General features: G+C 72.6%; 11 protein-coding genes. 3 read left to right on the forward strand and 8 right to left on the reverse strand.

The annotated features are described in order from the left end of the window. Nucleotides 1–54 precede the first annotated feature (54 nt). Nucleotides 55–1,365 carry a serine hydrolase domain-containing protein gene (locus CQ393_RS04215; RefSeq protein WP_228114255.1) on the forward strand — a complete coding sequence of 437 codons (1,311 nt, stop codon included), beginning with the start codon at nucleotides 55–57 and terminating at the stop codon, nucleotides 1,363–1,365. A 138-nt stretch (nucleotides 1,366–1,503) separates the two neighbouring features. Here CQ393_RS04215 and CQ393_RS04220 read toward each other — a convergent pair whose 3' ends face one another. The 3 genes from CQ393_RS04220 to CQ393_RS04230 all read right to left on the reverse strand — a co-directional run bounded on the left by CQ393_RS04220 (nucleotide 1,504) and on the right by CQ393_RS04230 (nucleotide 3,488). Further along, on the reverse strand, nucleotides 1,504–1,899 hold the full coding sequence (locus CQ393_RS04220; RefSeq protein ID WP_153190377.1) for a DUF3224 domain-containing protein: 396 nt from the start codon (nucleotides 1,897–1,899) through the stop codon (nucleotides 1,504–1,506). Nucleotides 1,900–2,049: 150 nt separating this feature from the next. Beyond that, complete coding sequence (locus CQ393_RS04225; protein WP_153190378.1) at nucleotides 2,050–2,406, reverse strand: hypothetical protein; 357 nt, start codon at nucleotides 2,404–2,406, stop codon at nucleotides 2,050–2,052. A gap of 377 nt (nucleotides 2,407–2,783) precedes the next feature. Next, the gene (locus tag CQ393_RS04230) at nucleotides 2,784–3,488 is read right to left on the reverse strand and encodes a pirin family protein (RefSeq protein ID WP_153190379.1); all 705 of its coding nucleotides are present in this window, start codon (nucleotides 3,486–3,488) and stop codon (nucleotides 2,784–2,786) included. Nucleotides 3,489–3,620: 132 nt separating this feature from the next. On the opposite strand from CQ393_RS04230, the gene CQ393_RS04235 reads away from it, so the two are divergent. Together CQ393_RS04235 and CQ393_RS04240 are read left to right on the forward strand one after the other, a co-directional pair. Beyond that, nucleotides 3,621–4,550, forward strand: coding sequence for a LysR family transcriptional regulator (locus tag CQ393_RS04235; RefSeq protein ID WP_153190380.1), 930 nt, complete (start codon nucleotides 3,621–3,623; stop codon nucleotides 4,548–4,550). Between the two features lie 8 nt (nucleotides 4,551–4,558). Beyond that, complete coding sequence (locus CQ393_RS04240; protein ID WP_153190381.1) at nucleotides 4,559–5,233, forward strand: hypothetical protein; 675 nt, start codon at nucleotides 4,559–4,561, stop codon at nucleotides 5,231–5,233. 39 nt (nucleotides 5,234–5,272) lie between these two features. Here the strand turns inward: CQ393_RS04240 and CQ393_RS18160 are convergent, their stop codons facing one another. The 5 genes from CQ393_RS18160 to recC all read right to left on the reverse strand — a co-directional run bounded on the left by CQ393_RS18160 (nucleotide 5,273) and on the right by recC (nucleotide 14,959). Then, entirely contained in the window at nucleotides 5,273–5,566 is a 294-nt protein-coding gene (locus CQ393_RS18160; RefSeq protein ID WP_343199520.1) for a type II toxin-antitoxin system RelE/ParE family toxin, read from the reverse strand. A gap of 2 nt (nucleotides 5,567–5,568) precedes the next feature. Next, nucleotides 5,569–5,853, reverse strand: coding sequence for a ribbon-helix-helix protein, CopG family (locus tag CQ393_RS04250; RefSeq protein ID WP_153190382.1), 285 nt, complete (start codon nucleotides 5,851–5,853; stop codon nucleotides 5,569–5,571). A gap of 147 nt (nucleotides 5,854–6,000) precedes the next feature. Then, a complete protein-coding gene (gene recD / locus CQ393_RS04255; protein WP_153190383.1) occupies nucleotides 6,001–7,977 on the reverse strand; it encodes an exodeoxyribonuclease V subunit alpha in 1,977 nt (658 codons plus the stop codon). After that, on the reverse strand, nucleotides 7,974–11,621 hold the full coding sequence (locus CQ393_RS04260; protein WP_153190384.1) for an exodeoxyribonuclease V subunit beta: 3,648 nt from the start codon (nucleotides 11,619–11,621) through the stop codon (nucleotides 7,974–7,976). The genes recD and CQ393_RS04260 overlap by 4 nt, the downstream gene beginning before the upstream one ends. Continuing rightward, on the reverse strand, nucleotides 11,618–14,959 hold the full coding sequence (gene recC, locus CQ393_RS04265; RefSeq protein ID WP_153190385.1) for an exodeoxyribonuclease V subunit gamma: 3,342 nt from the start codon (nucleotides 14,957–14,959) through the stop codon (nucleotides 11,618–11,620). Before recC ends, CQ393_RS04260 begins: the two co-directional genes overlap by 4 nt. Nucleotides 14,960–15,054 lie beyond the last annotated feature (95 nt).

The following is a 15,054-nucleotide window of genomic DNA, read 5'->3' on the forward strand; positions in this document are numbered from 1 at the left end:
GTCGAGCAGGGGCTTTCCACGCGCATCGTGGTCAAGGGTTCGCCGGAGCGGAGGATGGCGCTGGAACAACGCATGGCCTTCCACCGGGTGCCGGCGGTCAGCATCGCGCTCATCGACCAGGGCCGGATCGCGTGGGCGCGCGCCTACGGCGTGGCCGATGCCGCCAGCCAGCGGCCCGCCACCCCCACCACGCGCTTCCAGGCCGGCTCCATCGGCAAACCGCTCAGCGCCCTGGGCGCGCTGCGCCTGGTCGAGCAGGGCCGGCTCTCGCTGGACGCGGACGCGAACGGCCAGCTGACATCGTGGAAGATTCCGCAGAACGCGTTCACCCGCGCCGGCACGATCAACCTGCGCAGGCTGCTCAACCACAGCGCCGGGGTGACGGTGCACGGCTACGACGGCTACGCGCCGGGCCAGCCGCTGCCCACGCTGGTGCAGGTGCTCGACGGCATCGCGCCGGCGAACTCGGAGCCGGTCCGGGTCGATATCGCGCCCGGAAGCGCCTGGCGCTATTCGGGCGGCGGTTACAGCATCGTGCAGTTGATGTTGACCGAAGCCAGCGGGCAACCGTTCGACCGGTACCTGGAGACGGCGGTCCTGCAGCCCTTGGGCATGGCGCACAGCACCTATGCCGTGCCGCTGCCGGAAGATGCGGCCAGCCAGGCGGCCTCCGCCCACGACGGCACCGGCCAGGTCCTCGCCGGCCGGTGGCGCCTGTACCCCGAATCCGCCGCCGCCGGCCTGTGGAGCACCCCCAGCGACCTGGCGCAGGTGATCCTGGAAGTGCAGCGGGCCGAGGCGGGCGGACCCGGCAGCATCCTGTCGCGCGACATGGTTTCGACCATGCTGACGCGCGGCCTGGGCGAGTACGGCCTGGGCTTCTTCGTCGAGGACCTGGGCGACCGCACCAGCTTCAGCCACAGCGGCGGCACCGAGGGGTTCCGCTCCCAGCTCTATGGCTATACCCGCTCCGGGCAGGGCGTGGTGATCATGACCAACAGCATCAACGGCGCCGCATTGATCGACGAGATCCTGTGCAGCATCGCCGCCGAGTACGGCTGGCCCGAGTTCCAGGTGGTCGAGAAGACCGCCATTCCCACCGACGCGGCGACCAACCAGCTGCTGGCCGGCGACTATCAGCTGCTCGACAAGCCCGCCCACGTCGTCGCCGAGGGCGAACGCCTCTACTTCCAGAGCGATCTGTTCGGCGCGGGGCGGATGGAACTGTTCCGCGAGTCGGGGGATTCCTTTTTCATGACCGCCCAGGACATGAGCATCCGCTTCGGGCGGAATGGTGACGGCACGATCACGGGATTCGACCTGATCCGCGGTGCGGGAACCTATGCGGCGCACAGGACGCCTTGAGGCGGAAAGGCTTGCCGTCGCTGCGGTCTTCCGCCTGCACGCCCGCACGGAAGACCCCGCGACGCACCGGCCAGCCAGCGCGGGATCGGCTGGCGCGCCTTCTTCCCGCGTCCGGCCGGGCTTGGTTTCCCGGCGGCCTCAGGTATCGCGGAAGCCGTAATCGAAGGTGTAGTGGTGCCTGCCGTCGACGATGTCGATGGCGATGCGACCGTGCAGGCCGGCCAGCTCGCCGGTGCCGCTGTCGGGCACCACGGTGAGGTCGAGCCGGGGCGCGCCGCGGTCCATGACGCCGTTATGCTGGGCGTGGAAGCTGCCGCGGCGGCCGTCGAGCGAACCCTCGATGCGTTCGAGGGCGACATAGGCGCCGGAACCGGACACCGGCGACATCATCGCCAGCATGTGCACCACGCTGGTGGCGTCGAGCGGTCCGTGGAAGCGCTTGTCGAAACGGACATGGCCGACGACCGCGCCGCCGCCGATATCCAGCGATTCCTGCGGAACGTGGGTGACCTCGAACTCGCCCTCGGCCTGCATGACGGGTGCTCCTGGGTGGAAGGGCGACAGCCTAGGCGCGGATCGCCGGGCGCCGCCATTCCGGGCGTCGCCGTGCCCGGATGCCCGCCTCGAATGCCACCGGCAACGCCCGCAGGCCCGCGGGTTCCAGCGACACAGGCACGCGATGGATCACTTGCGGAACCAGATCTTCAGCGTCACGTACAGCGCATAGCCCAGCGCAAGCACCAGCCACACCAGGAACAGGACATTGGCCCAGTACGCGCTCGCATGCGCGGCCAGGGTATACACCTGCCCGGCGCAGCCCTTGCCGACGCACGGCACTTCGCCGCGCGCCAGCGCGCGCACGATGGCGAACAGGAAGGCGCCCGCCACGCCGACGCTCATCAGGAAACCCACCGGCCCGACCAGCCCCTGGGTCGGTGCGCCGTTCTCGTCGAAGGGCGCTTTCTGCAGCTGCTTCTGCCCGAACCGGTACCAGGCCAATCCCAGCAGGAGCAGGAACGAGTAGTAGAGGAAGTCGCGCATGTCGTCGCGGTAACGTGGCCAGCCAATCCGCAGTATGGCGGCAAGCGCAACCGCCGCCTGTGGCGCCATGCACGGATCGGCGGACAAGGTGCCTGCTTCTTCTGGTTTACACGGCCCGGCGCCGTCCGCGCATGCGCAGGCCGGTCGCCTCCGACCCGTCGTCGCCAAGCGGTGCGATGACCCTCCCGCGTTCGCGCGTCATGCCGGGGAGAACCCACGCGGCGTCGGGAACGTCGCAGCAAATCCGCGGCGGCAGTGGCGCCCGGGTTTTATCGGCGCGAGTGTTTGCTTCGCTCCTGCGCCCGGCCGGCCTTCGCGAACGACGCAAGGGCGCGGTCGCCCGCGCCCTTGCGTCGATCATCAAGCGGCCCCGCCGCTCAGGCGGCGGTATCCACCAGCACCAGTTCGGCGTCTTCCAGCGCGCGCAGGGTAATGCTGCTTTCGCCGGTGATGGCGGCGCCATCGCGGGCATCGAGCAGCACGCCGTTCACCTCCACCTTGCCGGTGTTGGGCACCAGGTAGCCGTGGCGGGTGGTGTCGCTGAAACGGTACTCGGTGCTCTCGCCCGCCTTCAGCGTGGCGCCCAGCACGCGGGCGTCGGCGCGGATGGGCAGGGCATCGTCGTCGCCCGGGATGCCGCTGGCCAGGGTGACGAAACGGCCGGAGCGCTCGCCCCTGGGAAAGGGCTTGGCGCCCCACGCCGGCGCGCCGCCGCGCGCGTCGGGGATGATCCAGATCTGGAAGATGCGGGTCACGCCCGGCTCCAGGTTGTATTCGGCGTGGCGGATGCCGGTGCCGGCGCTCATCACCTGCACGTCGCCGGCCTCGGTGCGACCCTTGTTGCCCTGGTCGTCCTGGTGGCTGATGGCGCCTTCGCGCACGTAGGTGACGATCTCCATGTCGGCGTGCGGGTGCGGCGGGAAGCCGGTACCGGGCTGGATGGTGTCGTCGTTCCACACCCGCAGGGCGCCCCAGTGGACGCGCGCCGGGTCGTGGTATCCGGCGAAGGAAAAGTGGTGCCTGGCATCCAGCCAACCGTGGTTGGCTCCGCCAAGGCTGGCAAACGGGCGACGCTCGATCATGGCGTTCTCCTGCATGGATGGTTGCGATGGGAGCCAGTCTAGGCGCGCGCCTTTCCATCCGGAATGGAAGGATTGAAAAGACATCCTTTCCATTCGTGCAATGATCTCCCTGTCACCCCAGCGGCCACCGCCATGAGCCAACTGCCCGATCTGGAAGCCTGGGCCATCTTCGCCAAGGTCGCCGAGGCCGGTTCCTTCGCCCGCGCCGCCGAAGCGCTGGGGCTGTCGCAGGCCACCGTATCCAAGGCCATCACCCGGCTGGAAGCGCGCATCGGCACCACCCTGTTCCACCGCACCTCACGGCGCATGTCGCTGACCGGCGCCGGCGAGGCGGCGCTGGAACGCGCCGCGCGCATCCTCGACGAGGGCGAGGCGGTGGAGGCCGAGGTCGCCGACCGCTCGACCACGCTGCGCGGGCCGGTGCGGGTGGCCGCGCCGATGTCGTTCGGCGTGGCGCAGCTGGCGCCGCTGCTGCCGGCATTCATGCGCGAGCACCCGGACGTGGAGCTGGACATCCAGCTCAGCGACGCGCAGGTGGACCTGGTGGCCGGGCGCTTCGACATGGCGCTGCGCATCTCCACCCTGGCCGATTCCAGCCTGCGCGCGCGGCGCCTGTGCCAGGTGCGCATCCTGCTGGTGGGCGCGCCGGCCTATTTCGCCGAGCACGGCAGGCCGAAGCATCCGCGCGACCTCGCCCACCACCGCGGCTTCCAGTACAGCCATACCCGCGGCGGCAACACCTGGCGCTTCCGCCACGCCCGCCATGGCGAGTTCGCCCAGGCCGTGCCGCGCCAGCTGCAGGCCAACAACGCGGAGGTATTCGCCGCCGCGTTGCGCGACGGCCTCGGGCTGGCGCTGCAGCCGGAGTTCATGGTGTGGGAAGACCTGCGCGCCGGCCGCCTGGAAACGGCGATGGACGACTGGCAGGTGGAGCCGATCGCGCTGCACATCGTCACCCCACCGGGCCTGCGCCGCCCGGCGCGCGTGCAGGCGCTGATCGACTACCTGGCCGCCGGCCTCGAACGCGCGCCGTGGGCGACAGACGCGGGCGGCAGCCGGTAACTTCGGCGATGACGATGACCCTGGAGAAGGCGATGACCCTGGCGATGCGCCTGCTGCTGGCGGGCCTGCTGCTGGCGCTGGCCGCAACCGCGGGCGCGACCGCGCAGGTGCCGGACCGGATCTTCATCGACGGCCGCGAGTACGCGCTCAACACCAATCCGCTGGAAAGCCGGCTGCGCGGCCGCCGCGACTTCCTGCCGGAGGACGTCTCGCGCAGCACCGCCAACTGGCGCGGCTACGTCGCGCACTGGGCGATCGACGGCGACCGGCTGCTGCTGCGCAGGGTCGAGGTGCGCCTGTACGACCGCGAAAGCAGGCAGTCCAGCAGCGTCGACCTGCTGACCAGGCTGTTTCCCGAAGGCGCTCCGGTCGTCGCCACTTGGTACAGCGGCGCGCTGATCATTCCCGACGGGCGCCTGGTCGACTACGTGCACATGGGCTACGGCTCCACCTACGCGCACTACCGCGTCTACCGCATCGCCCAGGGCCGGGTGGTCGAGGCGCTGTCGATGGATGCCGAACAGTTCCGCGCCTACCGCGAGCGGAAGTTCCAGGCGTTCAGGGAAACCGCGCAGTACCGCGAGGCCGTGGCTGACATGCGCAAGGAAGACAGCGGGATGAGCGCGGAGGATATCGACGGCTTCGTGCGCGGCTTCCATGCCGAGCAATACATGGGGCAGTAGGAGCCAGCAGGACTGAAGGCCCTCTCGACTCGCCCCTGATCAGCGCACGAACCCGGCCTCGCGCTGCGCCCTGATCGCAAGGACGAGCACGGTGTCGATGCCGGCAACGTACCGGTACAACGCCACATATCCGAGTGCGCCCCTGCCAATCACCAGCTCACGCATGTCCTCGCCACAGGGGCGGCCGATCAGCGGGCTGCTTTCCAGCACGTTGAAGGCTTCGATGATGCCGCCAAGCCGTGCCATGCGGTGTCCGGCATCGTATTGCTCGAGATGCAGGAGGATGCGTTCGACATCCTCCCCGACCTCTGGCGCAAGTTCGATCCGCGTCACCGCTATTTCGCCAGCCTGCGCGCCACTGGGCGCCGGGCGGCCTGGCCGGTCGCCCGGCGTTCCAGGTAACTGCGCATCTCGTCCCAGGGGATGGTTTTTCCCGATGCGGCGATACCGGCGTGGCGCCGTTCCGCCTCGGCTTCGAAGTCGGCACGGCGTTCGGCCAGCGCCGCTTTCTCGGCTATCGCTTCCAGGATGAAGCCATGCGGCGTCATGCCGGTTTCCTTCGCCACCTTGGCGACACGGGCCTTCAGATCGTCGGGCAGGCGGATGGTGGTGGTGCTCATGGGTGCTCCGGTGGATCGCTGGCTCCAAGCCAAAGTAGCACATGTGTGCTACTTGCCGACAGGGACCCGGACGGCGGGTCGTGCAGAACACGGCCTGCCGTACCGGAGGCTTGTCTGTGAGGCCCCATCGCGCACTGAAGTGCGCTCCTACCGCGCCTGGCCCAGCCGCTGCGCCAGGCCCGACCAGCGGCTGGCGTGGCGCGACAGCGCCGCTTCGATCACCGCCGCGTCGCCGGCCACATGCAGGGCGTGGCGGGCGCGGGTGATGCCGGTGTAGAGCAGTTCGCGGCTGAGCACGCGGTTGTCGCGGCGCGGCAGCTGCAGCCAGACCTCGTCGAACTCCGAGCCCTGCGCCTTGTGCACGGTCATGGCGAACGCGCTTTCGTGCGCGGGCAGCGCGGCCGGATGGAACGGGCGCGGATCGTCGGGGTCATCGCCGGGGAACCAGGCGGTGGTGCCGCCCTGTCCTTCGCTCCGTCCCGACGAGGGATCGGCGTCATTCCGCCCCGAAAAGGGGCTGGCTTCGCGTCGCAGGCAGATGCCGACGTCGCCGTTGAACAGGCGGTGGCGGTAGCTGTTCTCGGTGATCAGCAGCAGGCGGCCGTGGAAGTGGGCCGGTGCCCCGCCGCGCGGGGTCGTGCCGCCCAGCAGTTCCTCGATGCGCGCGTTGAGCCCGCGCGCGCCCTGCGGGCCTTCGCGCACGGCGGTGAGCAGGCGCAGGCGCCCGGCCAGGGCGAGCGCCTGCGCCGGGGTCCGCGCGGCGGCCAGCGCTTCCCAGTAGCGCTGCAGCGGTTCGCGCCAGACGTGCAGCGGGTCGTCCTCGTTCTCGTGGAAATGCACGCCGGGCAGCTGCCCATCCCGCAGCAGCGACAGCGCGCGCGCGGCGTCGCCCGCGCGCATCGCCTCCGCCAGCGGCGCCAGCTGCAGCGCCTCGCTCTGCCGGTAGCCGCGCTGCAGCTGCACGCGGGTGCCGGCGAAGCCGGTCACCGGCGCGGCGATGCACGCCGCCGGCAACTCACCCAGCAAGGCGCGCAATGCCTGCGCGTCGTCGGGCGCGATGCGCGTGCCGTCGCCGGCGGCGCGCAGGATCGCGCCGAGCACGTCGCCGGCCTCCACCGACGGCAGCTGGTCCGGATCGCCCAGCAGCACCAGCCGGGTGCCACCGGCCACCGCTTCGACCAGCTTCGCCATCAGCGGCAGGTCGATCATCGACGCCTCGTCGACCACGATCGTGTCGTACGGCAGCGGGTTGTCGGCGTGGTGGCGGAAGCGCGGCGACTCCGGGATCACGCCGAGCAGGCGATGCAGGGTGGTGCCGGTGGTCGGCAGCTGCGCGCACAACGCGGCATCCACGCCCAGCTGCGGCAGCTGCTGCACGGCGTTACGCAGACTTTCGGCCATGCGCTCGGCGGCGCGGCCGGTGGGCGCGGCCAGCGCCACGCGCGGCGGCGCGCGGCCGGCGGCACCGGCCTGCGCGGCCAGCAGCACCAGCAGGCGCGCGATGGTGGTGGTCTTGCCGGTACCGGGCCCGCCGGTCACCAGCAGCAGCGGATGGCGCAGGGCCAGCGCGGCGGCACGGGCCTGCTGGTCGCCGGCGTCGGAAGCATCCGCGGCGGCGGCGGGCGCCGGCGCGAACAGGTCGCCCTGCGCGGACGGCGGGTGCGGCGCGGCGTCCGCGTGGCCAGGGAACAGCCGCGCGAACAACGGCGCCAGCGCCGCCGGATCGCCCGCGTCCAGCGGCGCCTGGCCGATGCGCTGCAGGCCCAGCGCCAGCCGCCGCTCGTACTCGCGGTAGCGACGCAGGTACAGCAGGCCGTGTTCCCAGGCCAGCGGCGCCTGCGCGGCCTCCAGGTTGTCGTCGTCGGGCGCGGCGACCCAGCGCGAGGCCCGCAGCTGCGCGATCCACGCCTGCGGCTCGGGCCACGGCAGCGGGCCCTCGACCAGTCGCGCGGGCTGGGCCGGGTCGAAACCGGCATGGCCCTGCGCCACGGCCAGCGAGGCCAGCGCCGCGGCGGCGAGCACGGCATCGGGCGTTTCCGGATCGAGGCGGCGCAGGCTCTGCGCCAGCGCGTGGTCGAGCGCGCGCAGCGCGCCGGCCTTGGTGAGTGCGGCCAGCAGGCTCATGTCCGGCCTCCCATGCGCGCCTGCATGGCGGCGTGGGCTTCGTCGCCACCGGCGAACAGCGCATCCACCGCGTGCACCAGTTCCGGCGCGAAACGATGCGCATACAGGCCGGGCGACGGCGTGCGGGTCGCATCCAGGCCGCGGCAGAACAGGTAGCGGATGCCGCCGAAGTCGCGCGCGTAGTCGTAGCCGTCGCCAAGGCGGAAGCGCAGCCAGCGGTGCAGCGCCACGGTGTAGATCAGCGCCTGCAGGTCGTATTCGCTGTGGCGCATGGCCGCTTCCAGCTGCGCCGGGGCGTAGCCGGACAGGCGGTTGGACTTGTAGTCGAGCACGTACCAGCGGCCGTCGCGCAGGTAGGTCAGGTCGATCTTGCCGGTCATCAGCCCTTCCAGGCGGCCGCGCGCGCCGAAGCCGTGGCGGCCGCGCACCACGCCGTGCGCGTGCAGCACGCGCAGCAGCGCCGGCACCGCGGTGGGCTGCATGGCGAAGTGGAACTCGATCTCGGCGCGGCGCTCGCCGGCGCCCAGCGAATGCAGCGCGCCGCCTTCGGGCAGGGCCACGGTCAGGGTCTGGCCGACCAGCGCGGTGAGCAGGGCCACGCCATCGTCGATGTCGGCCTCGGCATAGCCTTCGGCGCGCAGCGCCCCGGCGATCACCCCGGCCTGCCCTTCGGGCGCGGCGTCGCCGGGCCGCCAGCCGCTCCAGGCGTCGAAACCGGTGTTCTCCAACGCCGCGTGCAGCACGTTGCCGAAACGGCTGCCGGCGAAACGCGGATCGAACGCGTCCTGCTGCGCGGCAAGGTCCTGCCCGGTTTCTTCCTCAACCTGCGCCGGTTCGTCGGCGGCGCCGCCGTTGTCCTGCGTGGCGGCGGCCGAGGTGTCGTGGCCGGCCTCGGCGTGGGCGAGCTGGGTGAAGCTGTAGACCCACCAGTCGTGCGACAGCGTGCGGCGCACGCCGCGCACCGGCGGCAGCGCCGCGTCGCGCCCGGGCGGCAGCCGCGCCGGCAGCGCGTCCACGCCGCCTTCGACGATGCGGATGTCGGCATGCGCGGCCAGGCGCTGCATGTCGCCGAGCATCGGCCCCAGCCGCGAGCCGGACAGCCCGGCCAGCGCGCCGCCGGCGATCCACAGCGCGTGCTCCGCGCGGGTCAGGCCGACGTAGAGCAGGCGTGCAGTCTCGGCGGCATCCTCCGTGGCGGCCTGTTGGCCGACGGCCTTCCAGTCCTCGGCGTCCTTGTCGATCTTCCAGTGCAGCACGCGGCGCGCGCCGTCGTGCACGATCCGGTGCGCGTCGGTGTCCGGCGCCCGGCCGTCGATGCCGACGAACGGCAGGTAGACCAGCGGGTATTCCAGGCCCTTGCTCTTGTGCAGGGTGATGACCTGCACCCGGTGCGCGTCCGATTCCAGGCGCAGCAGCTGGGTCTCGTCGCCGTCGTCGGCATGGGCGATGCGCGCCTGCAGCCAGTCGAGCAGGCCATGCAGGCCGATGCTGCGGGTGCCGGCCTCCTGCAGCAGTTCGCCCAGTTGCAGGTAGTTGGTCAGGCGGCGCTCGCCGTCGACCAGCGCCAGCAGGCGCTCGGCCTGCCCGGCGCACAGGTCCGACAGCATCGCCAGCACGCCGCCGCGCTGCCAGCGCTCGCGCCACTGCAGCAGGCGTTCCTGGTGCCAGCGCTGGCGCTGGCCTTCGTGTTCCATCGCGGCGATGGCGGCAGCGCTCTCGCCCAGCAGCACGGTGGCCAGCGCCGCGCGCAGGCGGCCTTCGTCGGCCGGCTGCAGCAGCGCCAGCAGCAGCAGGCGCAGCTCGTGCGCCTCGGCCGTGGCGAACAGGCTGTGCTTGCCGGCCGCGACCGCCGGGATGCCGACCGCGGCCAGCGCCTGCTGGATGCGCGCGGCTTCGCGGTGCGAACGCACCAGCACGGCGATGTCGCCCGGACGCACCGGGCGGCCGTCGATCAACGCCCTGTCCTCGCGCGCGGCGGACAGCACGCGGTGGATGTCGGCCACGCAGGCCAGGGCGGCGGCATGGCGCGATTCGTCGGCCTTGAGCGGCTTGCCGTCCGCGTCGCCGTCGATGAGGTGCACGGTCAGCGCCGGGGCCGGCGCGCCGTCGAGCAGGTAATCGGCGTCGCTGCGCTTGTCGCCGGCCTGCACCGGCTCGAAGCGGATGCGCGGATCGAGGAAGGCCTGTTCGCCGGCGTTGGCGTACAGCGCGTCGATGGCCCGCAGCACGGCCGGGCGCGAACGGAAGTTGTGCGCCAGCCGCGGCGCGGCGGTAGCCAGCGCACGGGCCTGCAGGTAGGTGTGCACGTCGCCGCCGCGGAAGCCGTAGATGGCCTGCTTGGGGTCGCCGATCAGGAACAGCGCGGCGTCCCCGTCCGGCCCGGCGAACACGCGGCGGAAGATGTCCCACTGCCGCGGGTCGGTGTCCTGGAATTCGTCCACCAGCGCGAAGCGGTACTGCGCGCGCAGGCGTTCGGCCAGCGTCGCGCCGCCCTCGCCGTCCAGCGCGGCGTGCACGCCGTCGATCAGGTCGTCGTAGGTCTGCACGCGGTACTGCCGCTTGTGCCGGGCCAGGCGCTGGCGGGCTTCGTCGCGCAGCCGGTGCAGCAGGTCCACGCGGCGCTGGCGCAGCCAGCGCTGGCGCAGATCGTCGGCCTCCAGCCACGCCTGCAGGGCATCGAACAGCGGCGAGGCCGGCGCCGGCTCCCCTTCCCTGCAGAAGGACCGCAGCTGGGCCGTGGCCAGCTTGTCGACATGCTGCCTGTCGCCGCGCGGCCATTCGCCCGCGGCGCAGCCGGCCTCCAGTTCCGCGAATGCCTTCTCGAAACTCGGCCGCTTGGCGCGGCGGCCGTCCAGGCGCTTGCGGTCGAAGGCGTCGGCGATGGTTTGGCGGGCATCGGGCAGGTGCTGCGCGACGGCCTGCCGCAGTGCGCCGGCGGCGGCCCGCAGCAGGGGTCCGGGATCGTCGATGCGGGCGTTGCCTGCCTGCGCTTCGGCCTGCGCCCCGGGCGCGGCGGGCAGCAGCGGCAGGTCGGCGACCAGTACCGGCAGGTCGGCCGCCAGCGCTTCCGGGTTTTTCCACAGGCCGCCCAGGGCCTCCAGCGCATCGTCGCCGGCGGCGTGCAGGCGCCACAGGTCGGCGGCGAGCCCGGCGTAGAGCTGGCGGGTATTGGTCAGCAGCTCCGGCGCGGCGAAGCTGTGGCCGCTCTCCAGCGCGTGCTCGGCCAGCACCCGGGTGCAGAAGCCGTGGATGGTGAAGATCGCCGCCAGGTCGGTTTCCTCGGCGGCGATGCGCAGGCGCCGGGCCAGCTGCGCGGCGGTTTCCGCGCCGTGCCGCAGGTGGCGCTGCAGGATGGCGCGGGTGAGCGCGACTTCGGGGCTGTCGCCTTCGGCCGGCTCGGCCTCGGCCAGCCGCGCGGCCAGGTCCAGGCGCTCGCGGATGCGCCTGCGCAGTTCCTGCGTCGCCGCGTCGGTGAACGTCACCGCCAGGATCTGGCCCATGCGCAGGCCCTGCTCGACCACCAGCCGGGTGAACAGCGTGGCCAGGGTGAAGGTCTTGCCGGTACCGGCGCTGGCCTCGATCAGGCGCAGGCCGTCCAGCGGCAGGTCGAGATACGGGTCGGCCAAGGGTGCGGCGGCGTTCATGCCTGCACCTCCGTTCCGGCCAGTACCCGGCCCTCGCGCAGCGCGGTGAATACCAGCAGGCTGTTGTGGATAAATCTGTTGGTAGCGGCCGCGTCGGCGAACGGATCGGCGCCGCGCAGGGCCAGCCGCAGGGCTTCGCCGTCGCGCTCGCCCCAGCTGTGGTCGCTGCCGTACCACTTCTCGCGCGCGGCCTTTTCGCGCTTGTCCGGCTCGGCGGCATAGATCGCCCAGCCGGTATAGGGCGCGAACGGCAGCGGCGCCTGCAGTCCCTGCGAACGCAGCTGCAGCAAGGCTTTCAGGGCGTCTTTCGCCTGCGCGGCGGGCAGCGCCGGCAGGGCGTGCGGGCCATGGCCGCCCTGACCGTCGTCGAAGAACTGCAGCAGCGGCGATGGCATGCCGGCGGCGTTGGCCAACAGCCAATCCAGCCCGCTGCGCAGCACCCAGGCCACGCCCGGCGCGCCGGCCTGCAGGCGCGGTAGCCCCTGTGGATGGATCTGCGCCACGCGCCCGTGCACGGTGGTGCCGTCGATCGCCACTTCCAGCCGCTGCGACTGCAGCGGCGCGCCGTCGTACCAGTGCGCGAACGTCTCCGCGCAGGGCCGTATGCGCCCGAGCAGCTGCTCGAACTGCCGCCGGCCGAGCGCCCCGGACGGCAGCAGCGCGCGTGCGCGCAGGCGCTCGTACAGGCCCTGCTCACGGCCTTCCAGCAGGGCGGCGAGCACCTGCTGCTGCAGCGAGGCGTGCTCGCGCCCGCGTTCGGGCAGCACCAGCGGTTCGATGTCGTCGCTGGCCTCGATCTCACCGCCCAGGCGCAGGCCCAGCCGCTGTTCCAGGAACTGCCCGGCCGGGTCGGCCAGGAAACGGCGCAGCGCATCCAGCGACAGGGTCGGTTCGCGCAGGACGTCCGGCAGCGGCGCGGCCAGCTCGCCGGCGGACCACGGCGGCAGCGCCTGGCGCTGGCCGTCGACCGCACCCGCCGCCGGGTGCCACTGGCGGCGATAGCTGAAACGGCGCGGCTCGCCGTCGCCGCCGAACGCGGCCGGGGCGAAGGGCTGCAGCGGATGGCGCACGACGATGGCCTTGCGCGCGGCGCCCGGATCGGCGTGGCACGCGGCCACCGCGTCGATCAGTTCGCTGACCAGCACCGAGGGTTCGCGCACGCTGCCGTCGCGCGCATCGGCGCCGAGGTAGCTCAGGTAGAACACTTCCTGCGCCGAGGCCAGCAGCTGCAGGAACAGGAAGCGGTCGTCCTCGCGCAGCGAGCGGTCGCCATGGCGGCGGCGCGCGCTGCCCAGTTCGGCGGTGAGCCTGCTCAGGCCGGCGGTCGGGTCGCGGCGCGGGAAGTCGCCGTCGTCCAGGCCCAGCACGCAGATCGCGCGGAACGGCAGCAGCCGCATCGGCACCATGCGGCCGAAGCTGACGCCGCCGGTGAGCAGCGGCGCGCGGGTGTCGGCCTCGGACAGCACCGCGGCGAAGTGCGCGCGCACCACCTCGGCCGGCACCGGGGCGTCGAAGCCGGCCGTTGCGGCTTCCCCGGCGAATTCGTCGACGAGCTTGCGCAGGCGCTCCAGCGCGCGCTGCGTGGACGGCTCGGCCGGGGTTTCCGGCAGCAGCGCGGCCAGCAGGCCGAGCAGGCGCTCGCGCCACTGCGCGGGCACCAGCGCCTCGGCCAGCGTCTTCTGGTGGCGGGCGAGCACGCGCAGCAGGCGGACCAGCGCATCGAGCGCGGCCAGCGCGCTGCCTTCCAGTTCCGGCCACGGCGCGACGCCGGCCAGGTCGTCGTCGCTGCCGCTGGCGTGGCCGAGCAGCAGCCGGTCCAGCGCGAACTGCCAGGTGCAGGCGTCGTCGGCCGGCGCCTGGTGCTGGCCGCGATGCGCGGCATCCAGCCCCCAGCGCGCGCCGGCGGCCTGCAGCCAGCCGTGCAGGCGTTCGAACGCGGCCGCGTCCAGCCCGGCGGCGGCGGCCAGCGGCGGGCTGGCGAGCAGGTCGAGGATCTCGTTGAGGCCGAAGCGCGACACCGGCAGGCCCAGCAGCTGCACGAACACTTCGGCCAGCGGCTCGCCCTGCAGCGGGCTGGCGTCGGCCAGCGCCCACGGGATGTGGCCCTCGCCGGCGCCGCGGCCGCCGAACACCGATTCCAGGTACGGCACGTAGGGGTCGATGTCCGGCGCCAGCACCGCGATCTCGCGCGGCTGCAGCGGCGGGTCGAAGCGCGCATCGTCCAGCAGCGCGCGCAGCTGGTCGTGCAGCACCTGCATCTCGCGCAGGCGGGTGTGGCAGGCGTGGATCTGCACGCTGGGGTCGTCCAGCCGCAGCGCCGGGCGCAGCGGCGCCGGCGGCAGCGCGCGGCGGTGGAACAGGTCGGCCTGCAGGCGGTGCAGCAGGCTGTCGCGCAGGCCGCCTTCGTCCAGCGTGCCGCCGCCGCGCTGTTCCGGGTCGGCATAGGCGGCGATCTCGCCGGACGGGTGCACCACCTCGTAGCTGCCCAGCACCGCCATGAAATCGCGCCCGGCCGCGCCCCAGGCCTGCAGCAGCGGGTTCTCGCCGTTGCCGTCGGCGAACGGATCGTCCACGCCGCCGCGCAGCCGCTCGGACAGGGTCTGCAGGTCACCCCAGTAGGCGCGCGTCGGCGTGGGCAGGTAGAAGTGCAGCGTGCCGACCCGCGCCTGGGTGGCGATCACCCGCAGCACGTCGGGCGAGACGTTGAGCGTGGCGAAGGCGAACAGCCGCGGCGGCAGGCCCTGCGGCAGCGGCTGGCCGGCGCCCTCGAAACGCGCCAGGTAGTCGTTGATGCGGCGCGCGCGGTGCTGGCGGCCGCCGGCGATGCGGCGCCACAGGATCGCCTGCGGGTCGTCGGCGTCGGCGCCGGCCTCCCAGCGCAGCAGCCAGTCGCGGCGCCAGGCCTGGTACTTCTCGAACACGCTGCCCAGTTCGGCGGCCAGCGACCACGCGCGCAGCGGGTCGTCGCGGTCGAGGTAGGCGCGCAGCCCGGCCATCGCCGGCAGCCGCATCAGCGCCTCGTCGGTCAACGCCGCATACAGCCGCCAGTGCAGCCCGGCCGCGCCCAGGTCGTCCTGCTCGCCGGGCACGTTTTCCTTCAGCGCGCGCGCGACGAACTCGCCGGGGGTGAGGAACTCGAGATTGGCGGCGATGCCGTACTGGGCCGCCAGCGTGGACTGCAGCCAGCGCCGCATCGCCACCTGCGGGATCAGTACCGTGTCCGGGGCCAGCAGCGGCTGCCCGGGCGCCGGCTCGCGCAGCGCATGCGCCAGCAGCGAGGCCAGCACGTCCAGCGCGTTGGAGTGGTAGAGGCGGAAATCCGCGGCGGCGTCAGGCATGGTCGCGCCATTGTGCCGGAGCGCGTCGCAGCCGGTGCGACCGCGTGCACCCGGTACGGCCACGCGCGCCGATAATGCGCGGCCCCGTCCTGCAT

Source organism: Stenotrophomonas sp. MYb238 (assembly GCF_009496535.1).
Classification (GTDB): Bacteria; Pseudomonadota; Gammaproteobacteria; order Xanthomonadales; family Xanthomonadaceae; genus Stenotrophomonas.

What these genes read in the sequence shown, in the direction of transcription:
- CQ393_RS04215 (WP_228114255.1), top strand. Translation starts at nt 55, where the DNA reads ATGGCGCTGGAACAACGCATGGCCTTCCACCGGGTGCCGGCGGTCAGC.
- CQ393_RS04260 (WP_153190384.1), bottom strand. Translation starts at nt 11,621, where the DNA reads ATGAACGCCGCCGCACCCTTGGCCGACCCGTATCTCGACCTGCCGCTG.
- CQ393_RS04230 (WP_153190379.1), bottom strand. Translation starts at nt 3,488, where the DNA reads ATGATCGAGCGTCGCCCGTTTGCCAGCCTTGGCGGAGCCAACCACGGT.
- CQ393_RS04235 (WP_153190380.1), top strand. Translation starts at nt 3,621, where the DNA reads ATGAGCCAACTGCCCGATCTGGAAGCCTGGGCCATCTTCGCCAAGGTC.
- recD (WP_153190383.1), bottom strand. Translation starts at nt 7,977, where the DNA reads ATGAGCCTGCTGGCCGCACTCACCAAGGCCGGCGCGCTGCGCGCGCTC.
- recC (WP_153190385.1), bottom strand. Translation starts at nt 14,959, where the DNA reads ATGCCTGACGCCGCCGCGGATTTCCGCCTCTACCACTCCAACGCGCTG.
- CQ393_RS04225 (WP_153190378.1), bottom strand. Translation starts at nt 2,406, where the DNA reads ATGCGCGACTTCCTCTACTACTCGTTCCTGCTCCTGCTGGGATTGGCC.
- CQ393_RS04250 (WP_153190382.1), bottom strand. Translation starts at nt 5,853, where the DNA reads ATGAGCACCACCACCATCCGCCTGCCCGACGATCTGAAGGCCCGTGTC.
- CQ393_RS04240 (WP_153190381.1), top strand. Translation starts at nt 4,559, where the DNA reads ATGACGATGACCCTGGAGAAGGCGATGACCCTGGCGATGCGCCTGCTG.
- CQ393_RS04220 (WP_153190377.1), bottom strand. Translation starts at nt 1,899, where the DNA reads ATGCAGGCCGAGGGCGAGTTCGAGGTCACCCACGTTCCGCAGGAATCG.